The following is a 13,003-nucleotide window of genomic DNA, read 5'->3' on the forward strand; positions in this document are numbered from 1 at the left end:
CCGCGCCTTGGTCACGCCGTTAAATACGGCCGTCACAGCGAGAAATCAGCCCCGCAACGTGACCCTGTCCGGCGAGATCCGTACGATGAGCCGCTCCGTGCCCGGTTTGTCCTCCCATGGCAGCCCTCGATACTTCTGCGAGAGCTCCTGGATGAGCGAGCCTTCAGGATCGGCCGCCATGGTCACGCGCCCGCGTACCTCTACGTATCTGTACGGATTGTCCGGGTCGATGACGAGCAGGCTCGCCCGGGCGTCCCGCTCGAAATTCCGCGGCTTCCTGCGCCCCTTCACGGTCGAGAACAGCACGTCGTCGCCGTCCGTACGGACCCACACCACGGTCGACTGCGGCCCGCCGTCAGGGTTGATGCTGGTCACGGTCGCATAATTCGGCGCGTCCAGGAGTTTGCGCACTTCTTCCGACAGCTCGGCCATGTATCTCCCTTGATCGGTCCTGGCCCTCATTCTTCTGTAGGCTCGAAACCGCCATGGACGTGACTCCCCCCTCTACGCTCCGCCGCCTGGGCATCGCGCTGGCCGGGCTCGCGGTCGCCGCCCTCACCGGGGCCGCGTGCGCGCTCTCGTTCGACGACCTGCGCGCGCTGGCCATCACCGGCGAGGCCAGGCAGGACTTAGCCTTCCTCTATCCGGCCGCCTTCGACGCCCTCCTGGTGGTCGCGCTGATCGACGTGCTGCTGCTGCGCTCGGCCCGGCTGCTCGTACGCGTGCAGGCGGCCTCCGTGCTGGTCGTGCTCATCGCGGCCGCCGCGGCGGCGAATGTGGCGGCGGCGGTGCGGTTCGGGTTCGACGCGCGGCAGACGGCCGTCGGCGTTGCGCTGGCGCCCTGGATCATGCTGGCTGTGGTCCTGTGGCTCTGGCTGCTGCTGATCAAGCACGTGCAGTCGCATCGGACGGAGGCGGCCCACACCGCGGTGGAGCAGGACATCGTCCCCTTCCCTGTGGACCGTCCCGTGGATCGTCCCGTGGACAGCCCCGTGGACCGGCCCGCTGAGACGCCGCCACCACCGGTGCAAGAGACCCCGGAGGTCCCGGAGGCCCCGAAGGTCACGGAAGTCGCTGAAGTCGTGGAAGATCCGGTGGCGGCGCAGGTGACCGAGTGGCCCGTTCTGGACGAGGAGAAGCCGCGGCCGCGGCCCGTGCGCTGGGGCGACCGGGTCAAGCCGACCGACGTCCTGGTCCACCCGCGCAACGACGACAGAGACGCCGACACCCAGCCGCACCCCATCGTGACGGACGACGGGCCCGATCCCGAGCACGGCCCCGAGCAGGCCGAGGCGGAAGAGCGGGACGACGCCTCAGAGGACACCGCCCCCCACCCCGTGATTCATGAGGACGACCCGCCGGCACCCTCAGGGCGCCTGCGCAGCACCCCGCGGCCACCGGCGGATCCAGAAGAGTGAGAAAGGCCCGCCCGGGACACATGTCCCGGGCGGGCCTTTCTGTCCCGCTATCCCGCCTAGACCCTCGAGCCGCGTCGGAGTCCGGCCACCAGGCCGACGCCGACGATTGCGAGCACCACCTGCATCACGAGCTCGATCCAGTCGATGCCAGGCGTCGTCTCCACCCCGAGCACCTGCGCGAGCGCCGTGCCCAGCAGGGCTGCCACGATGCCGACGACGATGGTGAGGATCCACCCGATGGCCTGCCTACCCGGAAGCAGCAGACGACCGATTGCGCCAATCACGGCGCCAATCACGATGGCGCCAAGGATGGACTCGATTGTCATGACTCGAAACCTCCCCGCGAGAGTGAACGGTTCACTCTCACGGGGATGTCGCTACCCGATCTACCGGGTTTATGCGTGGGCTTGAAGAATGCGCAGGTCAGGTGGGTGTTCCGCGAGTACGGCCGGTGCGTCCCGGGCCCATGCGCGTCACGAGGAGCACGCCGATGACCGCCAGCACGAGCTGAAGTATGTGCTCGATCCAGTCGATCCCCCGCGTGTCGGCCACCCCGGTCGCCTGGGCGATCAGCGTGCCGAGCAGAGCGGCCACGATGCCGACGATGAGCGTCAGGCCGATGGACATGTTCTGCTTGCCGGGCACGATCAACCTGGCGAGGGCACCGACGATCGCGCCGATGACTACTGCGGAAACAATCGCTCCGATCATGTGTAGCTCCCCCCGAGACGTTCACATGTCTTGAGGGGCATCTACCCTCTGAGCAGGCAAGCAACCAGAGGAAGGCGGCGGCCCGTACCGCGCCAGTGACGAACCGCCGCCTCCGGATTCGGCGGGCCGGGCGACGGCCCGCCGGGACACCCTCACGCATCCGTACGTAAAGACGCCCGGCGTTCAGGAAAGGTTGACCACCAGGGCCGTCGCGAAGGCCGCGATGCCCTCTCCGCGCCCCGTCAGGCCGAGCCCGTCAGTGGTGGTGGCCGACACGCTCACGGGCGCGCCCACGGCGGCGCTGAGCGTCTTCTCGGCCTCCGTACGGCGCGGCGCGAGCCTGGGCCGGTTGCCGATCACCTGGATGGCCACATTGCCGATCTCGTAGCCCGCGGCACGCACCTGGCGCGCGGTCTCCTCCAGCAGCGCGACGCCCGAGGCGCCCGCCCACCGTGGATCGGTGGTCCCGAACAGCTGTCCGAGATCGCCCAGACCGGCGGCGGACAGCAGCGCGTCACACGCCGCGTGCGCGGCCGCGTCGCCGTCCGAATGGCCCTCGAGTCCGGTCTCGCCCGGCCAGTGCAGGCCGGCGAGGTTGAGCTCCCGCTCCGAGGCTCCTGAAGCGAACGGGTGGACGTCGACTCCGACGCCCACCCGTGGAAGATGTGTGTTCAGGAGTTGAGAACCTCGTCGAGCAGGGCCTCAGCCTTGTCCTCGTTGGTCTTCTCCGCAAGAGCGAGCTCACTGACCAGGATCTGGCGTGCCTTGGCGAGCATGCGCTTCTCGCCCGCGGACAGACCGCGCTCACGGTCCCTCCGCCACAGGTCCCGAACCACCTCGGCGACCTTGTTCACATCGCCGGAGGCGAGCTTCTCCAGATTGGCCTTGTAGCGACGAGACCAGTTGGTGGGCTCTTCCGTGTGCGGCATACGCAGGACATCGAAAACCCGCTCAAGGCCTTCCTGGCCGACAACATCGCGCACACCGACGAGTTCTGCGTTTTCGGCTGGCACCTGGACGGTAAGGTCGCCCTTGTCGACCTTGAGCACCAGGTAGGTCTTTTCCTCACCCTTGATGGATCGCTTCGTGATTGCTTCGATCCGAGCAGCCCCATGGTGGGGGTAGACGACAGTGTCGCCGACCTGGAAAGTCATGTGACAAGTACCCCTTCCGCTGTACTCCAGGGTACCACGCATCCACAGCCTCCCGGAACAGTGAAATCATCATAACTGCAGGTCAAGGCCTCATATTAGGGCTTGACAACCGCTCAACTCTATGAATCGCATTTCCGGACATAGCGAATGACCTGCAGGGGTGCGGATATGACCATGGATTGGGGTGGATATGGTGGGCGCTGCACATCACGCGTGCGCGCCACCTCCGCATAGCGCATGCGCGAACCCTCCGCAAGACCAAGGAGAACCCGCTCGTGACCAGCCGTCGCTGGATTGTCGTAGCCGCCGCGTTCTTGGCAGCCCCCGTGCTCGCGGGCTGCGGGGCTGGATTCGACGCCAACACCAACAAGCCGTACGCGCCCAACGAGGCAGGGGTACTGATCGAGAACGGTGCTTACGGCACGCGCGGCATTCAGATTCCCCAGGCGTTCATCCTCGGCCCCGATTCCGGTGCGCAGCTCGCCTGGCGCGGCTCGGCCCCGATCTACCTGAACATCCTCAACACCGCAGGCGCGCCCGACACCCTCGAGGCGGTCAACGCGGGCAGCATGGGGACGGCGAAGGTCACGGCTCCGATCCAGCTCCCGAGCAACCAGCTGGTGAACACCGGCAAGCCCACCCCTCAGATCATGCTCGAGGCGATCCCGAAGAGCCTCAGGGGCGGCGAGAGCATCAAGTTGGACCTCCAGTTCGCCAACGCCGGGATCGTGTCCCTGAACGTCCCTGTGGTCACGCGCAGCCGCGAGTTCAAGGACTACCCCGCGGCCCCCAACGCCACGCCGGCCGCCACCCCCTCGCCGACGCCTTCCGCCAGCGCTTCCGAAGAAGCCCACTGACACGCGAAAACCCTTGTTCCGGTACGCGACCCGTACCGGAACAAGGGTTCTCTCATTCCTCGGTGGCGTCGAACTTGTAGCCCAGGCCCCGCACGGTGAGGATGCAGCGCGGGTTGGACGGGTCTGCCTCGATCTTGGCGCGCAGGCGCTTGACGTGGACGTCGAGGGTCTTGGTGTCACCCACGTAGTCGGCGCCCCAGACGCGGTCGATGAGCTGGCCACGGGTCAGGACACGCCCTGCGTTGCGCAACAGCACCTCCAGGAGCTCGAACTCCTTCAACGGCAGCTGCACCTGCTCGCCGCGCACGGCGACGACGTGCCGGTCGACGTCCATGCGCACGGGGCCGACGGCCAGCACCGCGGTCTCCAGCTCCTCCATCACGTCGCCCTGCCGGCGCAGCACCGCGCGGATGCGTGCCACCAGCTCGCGCGAGGAGAACGGCTTGGTGACGTAGTCGTCGGCGCCCAGCTCGAGGCCCACCACCTTGTCGATCTCGCTGTCCTTGGCCGTCAGCATGATGACCGGGACCTTGGAGCGCTGCCTGAGTGAGCGGCACACCTCCGTACCGGGCAGACCCGGCAGCATCAGGTCGAGCAGCACCAGATCGGCACCGTTGCGGTCGAACGTGTCGAGCGCCTCGGGCCCGGTCGCGGCGACCGACACCTCGAAGCCCTCTTTCCTGAGCATGTAGGACAGGGCGTCGGAGAAGGACTCCTCGTCCTCCACGACGAGTACGCGGGTCATTTAGCTGTCTCCAGGGGAATCGAGGGTGGTACTGCCACCGCCGTGCCGCCGAACGCGGGCAGGCGGAGGGTGAAGGTGGAGCCGGAGCCTTCCTTGCTCCAGACTGACACCTCGCCGGCGTGCGCGGCGGCGACGTGCTTGACGATGGCCAGGCCGAGCCCCGTGCCCCCGGTCGCGCGCGACCTGGCCGCGTCGACGCGGAAGAAGCGCTCGAAGATCCGCTCGAGCGCCTCCTCGGGGATGCCGATGCCCTGGTCGCTGACGCTGATCTCCACCGAGTCACCCGCGGGCCGCACGCTGACCACGACCCTGGTGTGCTCGGGGCTGTACGCGACGGCGTTGTCGATCAGGTTGCGCAGGGCGGTGACGAGCAGTTCGTCGTCGCCCCAGATACGCAGCCCCTCGGTGCCCCCGGTGACGAGCGCGATGTCCTTGGCGACGGCCTTGGTGTTGCAGTGGTCGATGGCGTCATGGATGGCCTCGTCGATCGAGACCTGGCCAGGGGTGGGGATGGGCTCGGCGCCCTGGATCCTGCTGAGTGTGATCAAGTCCTGGATGAGGTAGTTGAGGCGGGCGGCCTCGTGCTGCATCCGCCCGGCGAAGCGGCCGACGGCCTCGGGGTCGTCGGCGGCGTCCTGGATGGTCTCGGCCAGCAGGCTCATCGCGCCGACCGGGGTCTTCAGCTCGTGGCTGACGTTCGCGACGAAGTCACGGCGTACGGCCTCGACCCTGCGCCGCTCGGTCTGGTCCTCGGCGAGCACCAGCACCAGGCCGTGGGAGCCGAGCGGGGCCACGCGTACTGCGAAGTTGGTGGTCTCTTGGCCGAATTTGTGTCCGGCGACGTCGATCTCGCTCTCGCGGATCTCGCCGTCCCTGCGTACCTGCCTGGCCAGCGCCAGCAGCTCGGCGGCCATCAGCCGGTCGCCCTTGACCAGCCCGAACGCCCGCGCGGCCGAGCTCGCGCGCAGCACCTTGTCGTGCGCGTCGAGCACCACGGCGGACGAGGGCAGCACGGCCAGCACGGACGCCACGCCCTGCGGCAGCGCCGCGCCGCTCTCGACCGGGTCGGGCCCTGCGGCACGCCTGGGAGCCTCGATCTGGTTCCGGTAGAACAGGACCGCCAGGGCGCCCACGACGAACCCGGCCAGGGCCGCGAAGCTCATGGCCATCTCACTCATATCTCCGATGGTAGGTGGCCTTTTCCCAGGGGCAGACCCCCTCATCAGGGGATGAACGGCCTTTCCTGGAAAGTTCATCTGACGGTAGGGGTTCGTTCATCGACGGGCCCGTACGGTGGCCACATGCGCGACGCGTACCATGAGGAACTCGATTCACTGACCGACAAGCTGGTCGAGATGACCAGGCTCGTCCGTTCGGCCATTTCACGGGCCACGACGGCCCTGCTCGACTCGGATCTCCAGCTGGCCGAGAGCGTCATTTCCCGGGACGAGGAAGTGAACGCCATCTTCGCCGATATCGAGAGCTCCATCTTCGAGCTGATGGCCAGGCAGCAGCCGGTGGCGGTGGACCTGCGGATGGTCATCACGGCGCTGCGCATGGGCACCGACCTGGAACGCATGGGCGACCTCGCCGTCCACGTCGCCAAGGTCGCCCGCCTCCGCCACCCGGAGTCGGCGATCCCGGCCGAGGTGCGCTCGACGATCGTGGAGATGGGGCAGATCGCGGAGAACCTCATCACCAAGACCGGCAGCTGCATCGCTTCGCGGGACGTGGACTCGGCCCTGGAGCTGGAGCAGGACGACGACGCGATGGACCGGCTGCACCGGAGGCTGTTCAGGAACATCCTGTCCAAGGACTGGGAGCACGGTGTGGAGCCGGCGATCGACATCACGTTGATCGGGCGCTACTACGAGCGGTACGCGGATCATGCGGTGCGGGTGGCGGCTGACGTCGTCTACCTGGTCACGGGGTCCCGTCCCAGCTGAGAAGCACGGCCTTCCACCCACTGGCGCTTCGCGCGATGGGGCTCAGGCTGTGTCGTGTGGGGGCACGCCCCCCACACCCCCCATGCGAGGGGACTCCCGTCCCCTCGCGCTCCCCTTCCCTTAACCCTTCTCCGCATCCAGAATGGCGATGCTGGCTGGCGAAAGCCGTGCCGGTCTGCCTAGCGGCGAGGGCCAGTTGATCCTCCGGCCGTTCACTGGACGGGTACCTTCCTGGTAAGGGAAGGACGACATCAGATGAGCGACTATGCCGAGAACACCGGTCGGTGCTATATGTGCAAGCGCACATTCAGCTTCGACCCGAAAGAGGTCATGACCGTCCTGATCGATCCCGAGACCCGTATGCCGCCCGGGATCACGGTCCTGGGCTCTCTTCGTCCGGCCAAGCCGGAAGCCGTGGCCAGGTCGGTTGACGAGCCGATCTGCCCTGACTGTGTGCGCAGGGCGAAGCAGTACAGCGAGGAGAGCGGTTCGGATCGCTCCTGGGAAAGCTGGCCGCCGAGCAGCAATTGAACTTTCGTGGTTCCGGCGGCGGCTATGACAACTGCTCGCAACCACACATTCACGCAAGCCGCCGTCCAGGCAATCACCGGCCACGCCAGTGCGCTACTGCCACGCACCCACGCGGAGTAGTTCACAGAGGTGATCAGCAATACAGATGGTCATCGATGTCCATGTGGTCCTCGAGCGTGACAGCGAAATCCTGCTGTGCCTGCGAGACGGCACTGGATACCGCGACGGTCGGCACTGCCTGCCCTCCGGCCACCTCGAAGAGGGTGAGACGGTCGTGGACTGCGCGATCCGCGAGGCTCAAGAGGAGGGACGTGTTCAACGCCGAGCCTGCGAAATGCGCCGAGCTGCGCTGGGTCCCGGCCAAGCGACTACAGGGCAACACCGTCCCCTGCACGGCCGCCGGGATCAGCCTCTACCTCGACAACGTGGGCATCGGCTTGCACGGCTGGTCCCGGCTCGCCTCCCGGTAGATCCGCGCCAATGGTCAGACACAACTGCCGGGGCGCGGTCAAAGCTCATCTGCTGACGGAACGCCGTCAGCAGCTTGGACCCGTCCCGTGGATCATCAGGCTGCCCGGTCAGGCCTGCGTTCATTCGAGCGATCAAGGCCGCAGAACACCTCGCCGAAGCGGTGAGCGACCGCGTCGGCGAGACGGGCGCGCAGTTCGGTCAGCCGCTCGATGCGTTCATCGAGATCCGCCAGCCTCCGGATGGCGACCTCGGCGGGCGGGCAGCGGCCCGGCTCGTCGTCTGTGACGATCCCGGAACCTTCGCCGTCCGGTGAGAACTTCATGTCGAGGACGTGGACGAAGGCCTGTACATCGCTGATCGTCAAGCCGGTGTCCAGCAGCTCGCGTACGGTCCGCAACCGGCAGACGTCATCGTGGCTGTACTCGCGGTGCCCTGACGGTGTGCGCCGTGCCGCGAGCAGCCCGCACTGCTCGTAGTAGCGCAGCGCCCGTGGGGTGAGACCCGCGGCCGTCGCCGCCTCGCCGATACGCATTCTCGTCCTCCCAGATCCATGCTTTACAGCTCTACGAGTACCGCTCCAATGTGGCGTCCTTGGAGCAACTCGCACAATGCCTGCGGTGCTTGATCGATGCCCGACAAGCGGGTGTGCGGGAAGGTGATGGTGCCCTCGCGCAGTGCACGGCCGAACTCCTGCATCGCTTGCGGGATCGCGTCCAGATGATCGCTGCCCGACATGCCGCGTAGCGTGATCCCTCGCAGGATGAGGGAGCCGGTGTCGATCTCGATCGGGGCGGTGAAGCCGCCGGAGATCTGCCCGGACAGCGTGCCGACAAGAGCGACCCGGGCACCGCGGCGGGCCAGCGCCAGCGCGGCCGACAGCTGCTCGCCGCCGACATTGTCGAAGACGGCGTCGATTCCGTCCGGGGCCGCCTCGCGCAGTTGGTCCTCGATCGGGCCCGCCCCGCGGATGACAACGGCGTCGTAACCCAGCTCCTTGATCAGGTACTCGCCCTTGCGCTGGGAACCGGTGCTGCCGATCACCCGTGTTGCCCCACGCAGGCGGGCGAACTGCCCGGCCAGGGTGCCGACGCCGCCCGCCGCACCGGTGACGAACACCGTGTCCCCCTCCCGTACCTCGGCAGCTCGTACGATGCCCAACCAGGCGGTCGCTCCTTGCGAGAGGTGGGCGGCCACATCGGGCAACGCCTCAGGATCGATGCGCTGCACTTCGGCCGCGTCGACGGCTGCGTACTCGCGCCATCCATGACGGTGCGTGACGAGATCGCCGGGGCTCAGGTCGGCGTCCGGCGCGGCGATCACTTCGCCGATGGCCGGACCCCACAGGGCCTGACCCGGCTCGTACGGCGGCATGGGCAGATCGTCATCGCCCCGCATCAGGGTGCGCATCACGGCGACGACGCTCATGAGCCGGTTGCGCACGAGCACCTGGCCGGAGCCGGGCTCGGGCACCGGGGCCTCGACCACGCGGAAGTGGTCGGTGCGGAGTGCCCCTTGTGGGCGAGTGGCCAGGCGCACCTCGCGATGGGTGACTGGGATGGCAAGGGTCATGGCAGCTCCCCGACAGGCATCGGACACCGCGTAGGACAGCCCCGACGCGGATTTGTCGAACGATTCACGACAACGTTAGAAGTTGACGTATACGTCAACTTCAAGCCCGCTGCCGGAATCAGACCGTGCTCGGTCACGTAGCCCTTCATCAACGGGAGCGACGCCTACATAGGCAAGTCCGAGGACGTCCGGGCCACTTCAGGCGCGGACACGCCGGCGGCAGGGCGACGCGCCGGCCCGGCGGAACCAAGCCGCTCGCCGAGCAGGGTGATCGCGGCCGGCAACAACACACCCCTGACAAGGGTCGCGTCGATCAAGATGGCGACGGAGAGCCCGACGCCCATCATTTTGTACTCGATCGCTGACAGCGCCAGGAACACGCTGAAAGCCGCGGTCATGATCACGGCGGCGCTGGTGACAACTCCGGAGCTGGCGCCGATCCCGGTGACGACGGCTTGGCGCACCGAGGCGCCGGCGGCTTGGCGTTCCCGGATCCTACTGAGAATGAAGATGTGGTAATCCATGCTCAGTCCGAACAGAATCGCGAACATGAACAGCGGCAACCAGCCGATCACGCCGCCGTACGGTGTGAAGCCAAGCGCCGCGCTCAGGTGGCCTTCCTGGAACACCCAGGTCAGCACGCCATACGCGGCGCCGAGCGACAGCAGGTTGAGCAGGATCGACACAAGAGCCACCGCCAGGGACCGAAACGAGACCGCCAGCAGTACGAGCGCGAACGCAAGCACGAATCCGATCACCAGCGTTGATCGTCGGGTGATCTGCTTGGTGAAGTCGTACGCGAACGCGGTCTTGCCTGACACCGCGTAGTCCACGCCCTCCAGTGAGCCGAGCGCGGCCGGAGCCTTTACGGCACGCAACTCCTCCAGGGAACGGTTGGCCACCTCACCCGTGCCGAAGTCCGCCAGCGGAACGCGAGCGACCATGATCCGGTCGACGCGCGCGGTGGAGATCGGATGCAGCTCCTTCACCGCTTGCAGCACCCGGGGAGCGTCCAATGCGCCAGCTCGTTTCTCCCACATGACCACCCACGCGGGCAGCGGGCTGCCGGGGAAGGCCTCCTGCATGCGGATCGCGGCGTCCACGACCGGGACTTCTCGGGACAGGCTGTCGGTGACCGCCGCATCCTGGAGCCGCATCTGGAACGCCGGCAGAGTCAGCACGACGAGGACAAGAGCAGCCAGTCCGCCCCAGAGCCGCGGACGCCGTACCACTGCGCGGGCTACGGCTGTCCAGAATCGGGACTCACCGGCCGCGGTACGACGACGGCCCAGCCAGGGAATGCGAGCCTTGTCGACGCGGTGGCCGAGCAGGGCCAGAAGAGCGGGCAGCACGGTGACTGAGCCGATCATGGCGAGTCCGACGACCAGGATGGCACCCGCGGTCAGGCCCTGGAAGTTGTCCAGACCCGTGAGCAGCAGGCCACTCAGGCACAGCATCACGGTAAGGCCGGAGACGAGCACCACGTGCCCGGAGGTCCGCGAGGTGATCTTGATCGCCTCGGTCACGCTACGTCCGGCCACCCGTTCCTCACGTTCCCGGCGCAGGTAGAACAGCGAGTAGTCGATGCTGACGGCGATACCGATCAGCAGCACGACGGACGAGGTGGCGCTGTTGACAGGGACCCAGTGCGCGACCACCTGGAGCAGGCCGAACGCGCCAAGCACGGTCGTGATCGCCAGCAGCAGCGGAATCCCCACAGCGATGAGCGAGCCGAACACGACCAGCAGGATCACCACGGTGAGCGGCAGCGAAAGGAACTCGGCCCACTTCATGTCGTCCTTGATGCCGTCGTTGACCGCTGCCGACAGGCTGGCGTCTCCGGCCTGGGCCAGCCTTACGTCAGGATGCCTGGCCGCCACTTCCTTGACCGTCGACTCGATGGCGGCGCGGTGGTCGCGGAACTGCTCGCTGGGCCCGGCTATCTGGATGTTGACCAGGCCGGAGCGTCCGTCCTCTGAGATCAGGTCGGCACCGTGGGGCTCCAGAGGCGAACGCAGTTGGGCGACCGCGCCCGGCACCTGCCGCAACCTCGTGGTCAGATCCTTGATGGCGCCCCTCACCTGCGGGTTCACGGCAAGGCGCGAACCGTCTTCGAGCGGCTGGACCAGGACATTCTCCTGCAGCGGGACGTAGCTGGTCTGAGCATCGAGGACCCGGTCGGCCCGGCCGGACTCCCCCGGATCCGTACTGTGCGCCGAATCCAGACCCAGAACGGTGCCGACGAGCACTGAAACGATCACCAGGGCGAACCACCCGATGATCGCGGTCATACGATGACGGGCGGACCAACCGGCGATCCGTTCCACCAGTGGGCCGTGCGATTTGCTTTCAGGCAGCATGAACTGCTGTCCTTTCCCTGAAGGAGCGTTCCTGTGAGTGGATGCGTTCTTCTTCGTTCACCTGGGTCGCCGAGTTGCAGCTCGGCGGCCCAGGGCATGGCCCCAGGGCTACTCGACCGTCTTGAGGATCTTTTCGATCGCGGCCAGTCGTTCGTCGATCGCACCGAGCTGTCGCTCCAAGCCCTGCTGTGCGTCCACGCCGCTCGAGGCGAGCTTGCGGTATTCGACCTCGCGTGCAAGCGCCGCGCGGGCCCTCGCCGTCGCGCCGATCTGCACGATGATCGCTGTGATCACGGTGGTGATGAACGCGAAGATGCCAAGAGCACCGACCACCTCCGCCAAGCTGTGCCCGCTCATCATTCCGATCCCTCCTTATCGGCCACGGGCACGGTCAGCGTGCCCACCGCGGTCTGGATTGACTGTGGAGTCAGTTCGATGACGAACGGATTCACCTCGTAGAACTTCATCGCCTTGCCGTCCTCAGAAAGCTCCAACCGCCCCGTCACCAGCCCCGCCGCCTCCAGCTTGCGCAGGTGGACCTGCAGGAGCGGCCGGCTGATGCCGAGTTTGCGAGCGAGCCGACTTACGTAGTCGCGCTCTCCCGCCAGCGCCGCGAGGACGCGCAGCCGATGCGGATTGGCCAACGTGGCCATCACCGACAGCAGCTCGTCCCCGGTCGGCGCCGGGGCGCTCATGACGCATCCCGAGACATGCAAACAGAACTTAGCAGGTGCCTAACTTTATTCACCAACTCAGTCGGCGGCCAGGCATGTGCCTCCCGGCCGTCCTGCGCGCCCAGGGAGCATTCCGTGGATCATTGGACCGGATCGCGAGTCAGATCCTGATCGAGGCGACGTCGACGGTGCCCTGGTAGATGCACACTCACGCTTGTCAGTCCGAAGGGCGGACGGTGGGCGGATCACCGAACTCTGATCAACAGGGTCTTCTTCCGGGTGCGGCCCAACATCACCTGACGTGACGTGCCGCTCTGCTACGGGAACTGGAAGACCGTTCATAACCCGGCATCGCCGTCGGCCGATTTCCCATCAAAGGGGACGGCGTAGCTCACAAACCGGTGACGGGACGGGGAAGCGCTGGGCCGTCCTCGTAAGCGTCCCGGGTGCGACGGCGAGTGGTCCAAGGAGCGCAACACCGCCGACCGTTTTGGGTGCCCTCTCTGGACTGTGGACACGGCCTGCCATGACCCGTCGCCCGATGGCCGGCGTCCGGGGAGCGCGAGG

At 67.0% G+C, this 13,003-nt stretch carries 17 protein-coding genes and 1 pseudogene; 6 read left to right on the forward strand and 12 right to left on the reverse strand.

What is annotated here, in order from left to right; genetic code table 11:
- Positions 1-45 precede the first annotated feature (45 nt).
- A complete protein-coding gene (locus AB0J64_RS49885; protein ID WP_364043977.1) occupies positions 46-432 on the reverse strand; it encodes a PPOX class F420-dependent oxidoreductase in 387 nt (128 codons plus the stop codon).
- Between the two features lie 53 nt (positions 433-485).
- On the opposite strand from AB0J64_RS49885, the gene AB0J64_RS49890 reads away from it, so the two are divergent.
- Positions 486-1,418: a DUF2637 domain-containing protein gene (locus AB0J64_RS49890; protein ID WP_364043980.1), complete on the forward strand. Its 933-nt coding sequence runs from the start codon at positions 486-488 to the stop codon at positions 1,416-1,418.
- A gap of 56 nt (positions 1,419-1,474) precedes the next feature.
- Here the strand turns inward: AB0J64_RS49890 and AB0J64_RS49895 are convergent, their stop codons facing one another.
- The 4 genes from AB0J64_RS49895 to AB0J64_RS49910 all read right to left on the reverse strand — a co-directional run bounded on the left by AB0J64_RS49895 (position 1,475) and on the right by AB0J64_RS49910 (position 3,283).
- Positions 1,475-1,744, reverse strand: a complete 270-nt coding sequence (locus AB0J64_RS49895) for a GlsB/YeaQ/YmgE family stress response membrane protein (RefSeq protein WP_364043983.1) — start codon at positions 1,742-1,744, stop codon at positions 1,475-1,477.
- Positions 1,745-1,841: 97 nt separating this feature from the next.
- Positions 1,842-2,129 carry a GlsB/YeaQ/YmgE family stress response membrane protein gene (locus AB0J64_RS49900; protein WP_344997812.1) on the reverse strand — a complete coding sequence of 96 codons (288 nt, stop codon included), beginning with the start codon at positions 2,127-2,129 and terminating at the stop codon, positions 1,842-1,844.
- Positions 2,130-2,312: 183 nt separating this feature from the next.
- The gene (gene ispF / locus AB0J64_RS49905) at positions 2,313-2,783 is read right to left on the reverse strand and encodes a 2-C-methyl-D-erythritol 2,4-cyclodiphosphate synthase (RefSeq protein WP_364043987.1); all 471 of its coding nucleotides are present in this window, start codon (positions 2,781-2,783) and stop codon (positions 2,313-2,315) included.
- A 17-nt stretch (positions 2,784-2,800) separates the two neighbouring features.
- Entirely contained in the window at positions 2,801-3,283 is a 483-nt protein-coding gene (locus AB0J64_RS49910; protein ID WP_043624891.1) for a CarD family transcriptional regulator, read from the reverse strand.
- 275 nt (positions 3,284-3,558) lie between these two features.
- On the opposite strand from AB0J64_RS49910, the gene AB0J64_RS49915 reads away from it, so the two are divergent.
- A complete protein-coding gene (locus tag AB0J64_RS49915; RefSeq protein WP_364043990.1) occupies positions 3,559-4,140 on the forward strand; it encodes a copper chaperone PCu(A)C in 582 nt (193 codons plus the stop codon).
- 52 nt (positions 4,141-4,192) lie between these two features.
- On the opposite strand, the gene AB0J64_RS49920 is transcribed toward AB0J64_RS49915, so the two are convergent.
- Together AB0J64_RS49920 and AB0J64_RS49925 are read right to left on the reverse strand one after the other, a co-directional pair.
- Entirely contained in the window at positions 4,193-4,885 is a 693-nt protein-coding gene (locus tag AB0J64_RS49920; RefSeq protein WP_344997818.1) for a response regulator transcription factor, read from the reverse strand.
- Positions 4,882-6,063 (reverse strand): ATP-binding protein, encoded by a 1,182-nt coding sequence (locus AB0J64_RS49925; protein WP_364043993.1) that lies wholly within the window; start codon positions 6,061-6,063, stop codon positions 4,882-4,884. Before AB0J64_RS49925 ends, AB0J64_RS49920 begins: the two co-directional genes overlap by 4 nt.
- Positions 6,064-6,186: 123 nt before the next feature.
- On the opposite strand from AB0J64_RS49925, the gene phoU reads away from it, so the two are divergent.
- The 4 genes and pseudogenes from phoU to AB0J64_RS49945 all read left to right on the forward strand — a co-directional run bounded on the left by phoU (position 6,187) and on the right by AB0J64_RS49945 (position 7,832).
- Positions 6,187-6,831 (forward strand): phosphate signaling complex protein PhoU, encoded by a 645-nt coding sequence (gene phoU / locus AB0J64_RS49930; protein WP_344997822.1) that lies wholly within the window; start codon positions 6,187-6,189, stop codon positions 6,829-6,831.
- Positions 6,832-7,086: 255 nt separating this feature from the next.
- On the forward strand, positions 7,087-7,362 hold the full coding sequence (locus tag AB0J64_RS49935) for a hypothetical protein (RefSeq protein WP_364043997.1): 276 nt from the start codon (positions 7,087-7,089) through the stop codon (positions 7,360-7,362).
- A 145-nt stretch (positions 7,363-7,507) separates the two neighbouring features.
- Positions 7,508-7,624 (forward strand): annotated as a pseudogene (locus AB0J64_RS49940) (DNA mismatch repair protein MutT); the annotation flags it as partial.
- A gap of 49 nt (positions 7,625-7,673) precedes the next feature.
- The gene (locus tag AB0J64_RS49945) at positions 7,674-7,832 is read left to right on the forward strand and encodes a hypothetical protein (RefSeq protein WP_364044021.1); all 159 of its coding nucleotides are present in this window, start codon (positions 7,674-7,676) and stop codon (positions 7,830-7,832) included.
- 95 nt (positions 7,833-7,927) lie between these two features.
- On the opposite strand, the gene AB0J64_RS49950 is transcribed toward AB0J64_RS49945, so the two are convergent.
- The 5 genes from AB0J64_RS49950 to AB0J64_RS49970 form a co-directional block, all read right to left on the reverse strand.
- Positions 7,928-8,365: a MerR family transcriptional regulator gene (locus tag AB0J64_RS49950; RefSeq protein WP_364044000.1), complete on the reverse strand. Its 438-nt coding sequence runs from the start codon at positions 8,363-8,365 to the stop codon at positions 7,928-7,930.
- A 23-nt stretch (positions 8,366-8,388) separates the two neighbouring features.
- Entirely contained in the window at positions 8,389-9,402 is a 1,014-nt protein-coding gene (locus AB0J64_RS49955; protein ID WP_364044003.1) for an NADP-dependent oxidoreductase, read from the reverse strand.
- A 164-nt stretch (positions 9,403-9,566) separates the two neighbouring features.
- Complete coding sequence (locus AB0J64_RS49960; protein ID WP_364044006.1) at positions 9,567-11,762, reverse strand: MMPL family transporter; 2,196 nt, start codon at positions 11,760-11,762, stop codon at positions 9,567-9,569.
- 108 nt (positions 11,763-11,870) lie between these two features.
- Complete coding sequence (locus tag AB0J64_RS49965) at positions 11,871-12,122, reverse strand: hypothetical protein (RefSeq protein WP_364044009.1); 252 nt, start codon at positions 12,120-12,122, stop codon at positions 11,871-11,873.
- Positions 12,119-12,457, reverse strand: coding sequence for a helix-turn-helix domain-containing protein (locus tag AB0J64_RS49970; RefSeq protein WP_364044012.1), 339 nt, complete (start codon positions 12,455-12,457; stop codon positions 12,119-12,121). The genes AB0J64_RS49965 and AB0J64_RS49970 overlap by 4 nt, the downstream gene beginning before the upstream one ends.
- Positions 12,458-13,003 lie beyond the last annotated feature (546 nt).

It is taken from the genome of Nonomuraea sp. NPDC049695 (assembly GCF_040674955.1).
GTDB lineage: Bacteria > Actinomycetota > Actinomycetes > Streptosporangiales > Streptosporangiaceae > Nonomuraea > Nonomuraea helvata.

Coding starts and splice junctions, on each gene's coding strand:
- AB0J64_RS49960 (WP_364044006.1), bottom strand. CDS start 11,762: ATGCTGCCTGAAAGCAAATCGCACGGCCCACTGGTGGAACGGATCGCC.
- AB0J64_RS49920 (WP_344997818.1), bottom strand. CDS start 4,885: ATGACCCGCGTACTCGTCGTGGAGGACGAGGAGTCCTTCTCCGACGCC.
- AB0J64_RS49895 (WP_364043983.1), bottom strand. CDS start 1,744: ATGACAATCGAGTCCATCCTTGGCGCCATCGTGATTGGCGCCGTGATT.
- AB0J64_RS49965 (WP_364044009.1), bottom strand. CDS start 12,122: ATGATGAGCGGGCACAGCTTGGCGGAGGTGGTCGGTGCTCTTGGCATC.
- AB0J64_RS49910 (WP_043624891.1), bottom strand. CDS start 3,283: ATGACTTTCCAGGTCGGCGACACTGTCGTCTACCCCCACCATGGGGCT.
- AB0J64_RS49970 (WP_364044012.1), bottom strand. CDS start 12,457: ATGAGCGCCCCGGCGCCGACCGGGGACGAGCTGCTGTCGGTGATGGCC.
- AB0J64_RS49900 (WP_344997812.1), bottom strand. CDS start 2,129: ATGATCGGAGCGATTGTTTCCGCAGTAGTCATCGGCGCGATCGTCGGT.
- AB0J64_RS49885 (WP_364043977.1), bottom strand. CDS start 432: ATGGCCGAGCTGTCGGAAGAAGTGCGCAAACTCCTGGACGCGCCGAAT.
- AB0J64_RS49925 (WP_364043993.1), bottom strand. CDS start 6,063: ATGAGTGAGATGGCCATGAGCTTCGCGGCCCTGGCCGGGTTCGTCGTG.
- AB0J64_RS49935 (WP_364043997.1), top strand. CDS start 7,087: ATGAGCGACTATGCCGAGAACACCGGTCGGTGCTATATGTGCAAGCGC.
- AB0J64_RS49950 (WP_364044000.1), bottom strand. CDS start 8,365: ATGCGTATCGGCGAGGCGGCGACGGCCGCGGGTCTCACCCCACGGGCG.
- phoU (WP_344997822.1), top strand. CDS start 6,187: ATGCGCGACGCGTACCATGAGGAACTCGATTCACTGACCGACAAGCTG.
- AB0J64_RS49890 (WP_364043980.1), top strand. CDS start 486: ATGGACGTGACTCCCCCCTCTACGCTCCGCCGCCTGGGCATCGCGCTG.
- AB0J64_RS49955 (WP_364044003.1), bottom strand. CDS start 9,402: ATGACCCTTGCCATCCCAGTCACCCATCGCGAGGTGCGCCTGGCCACT.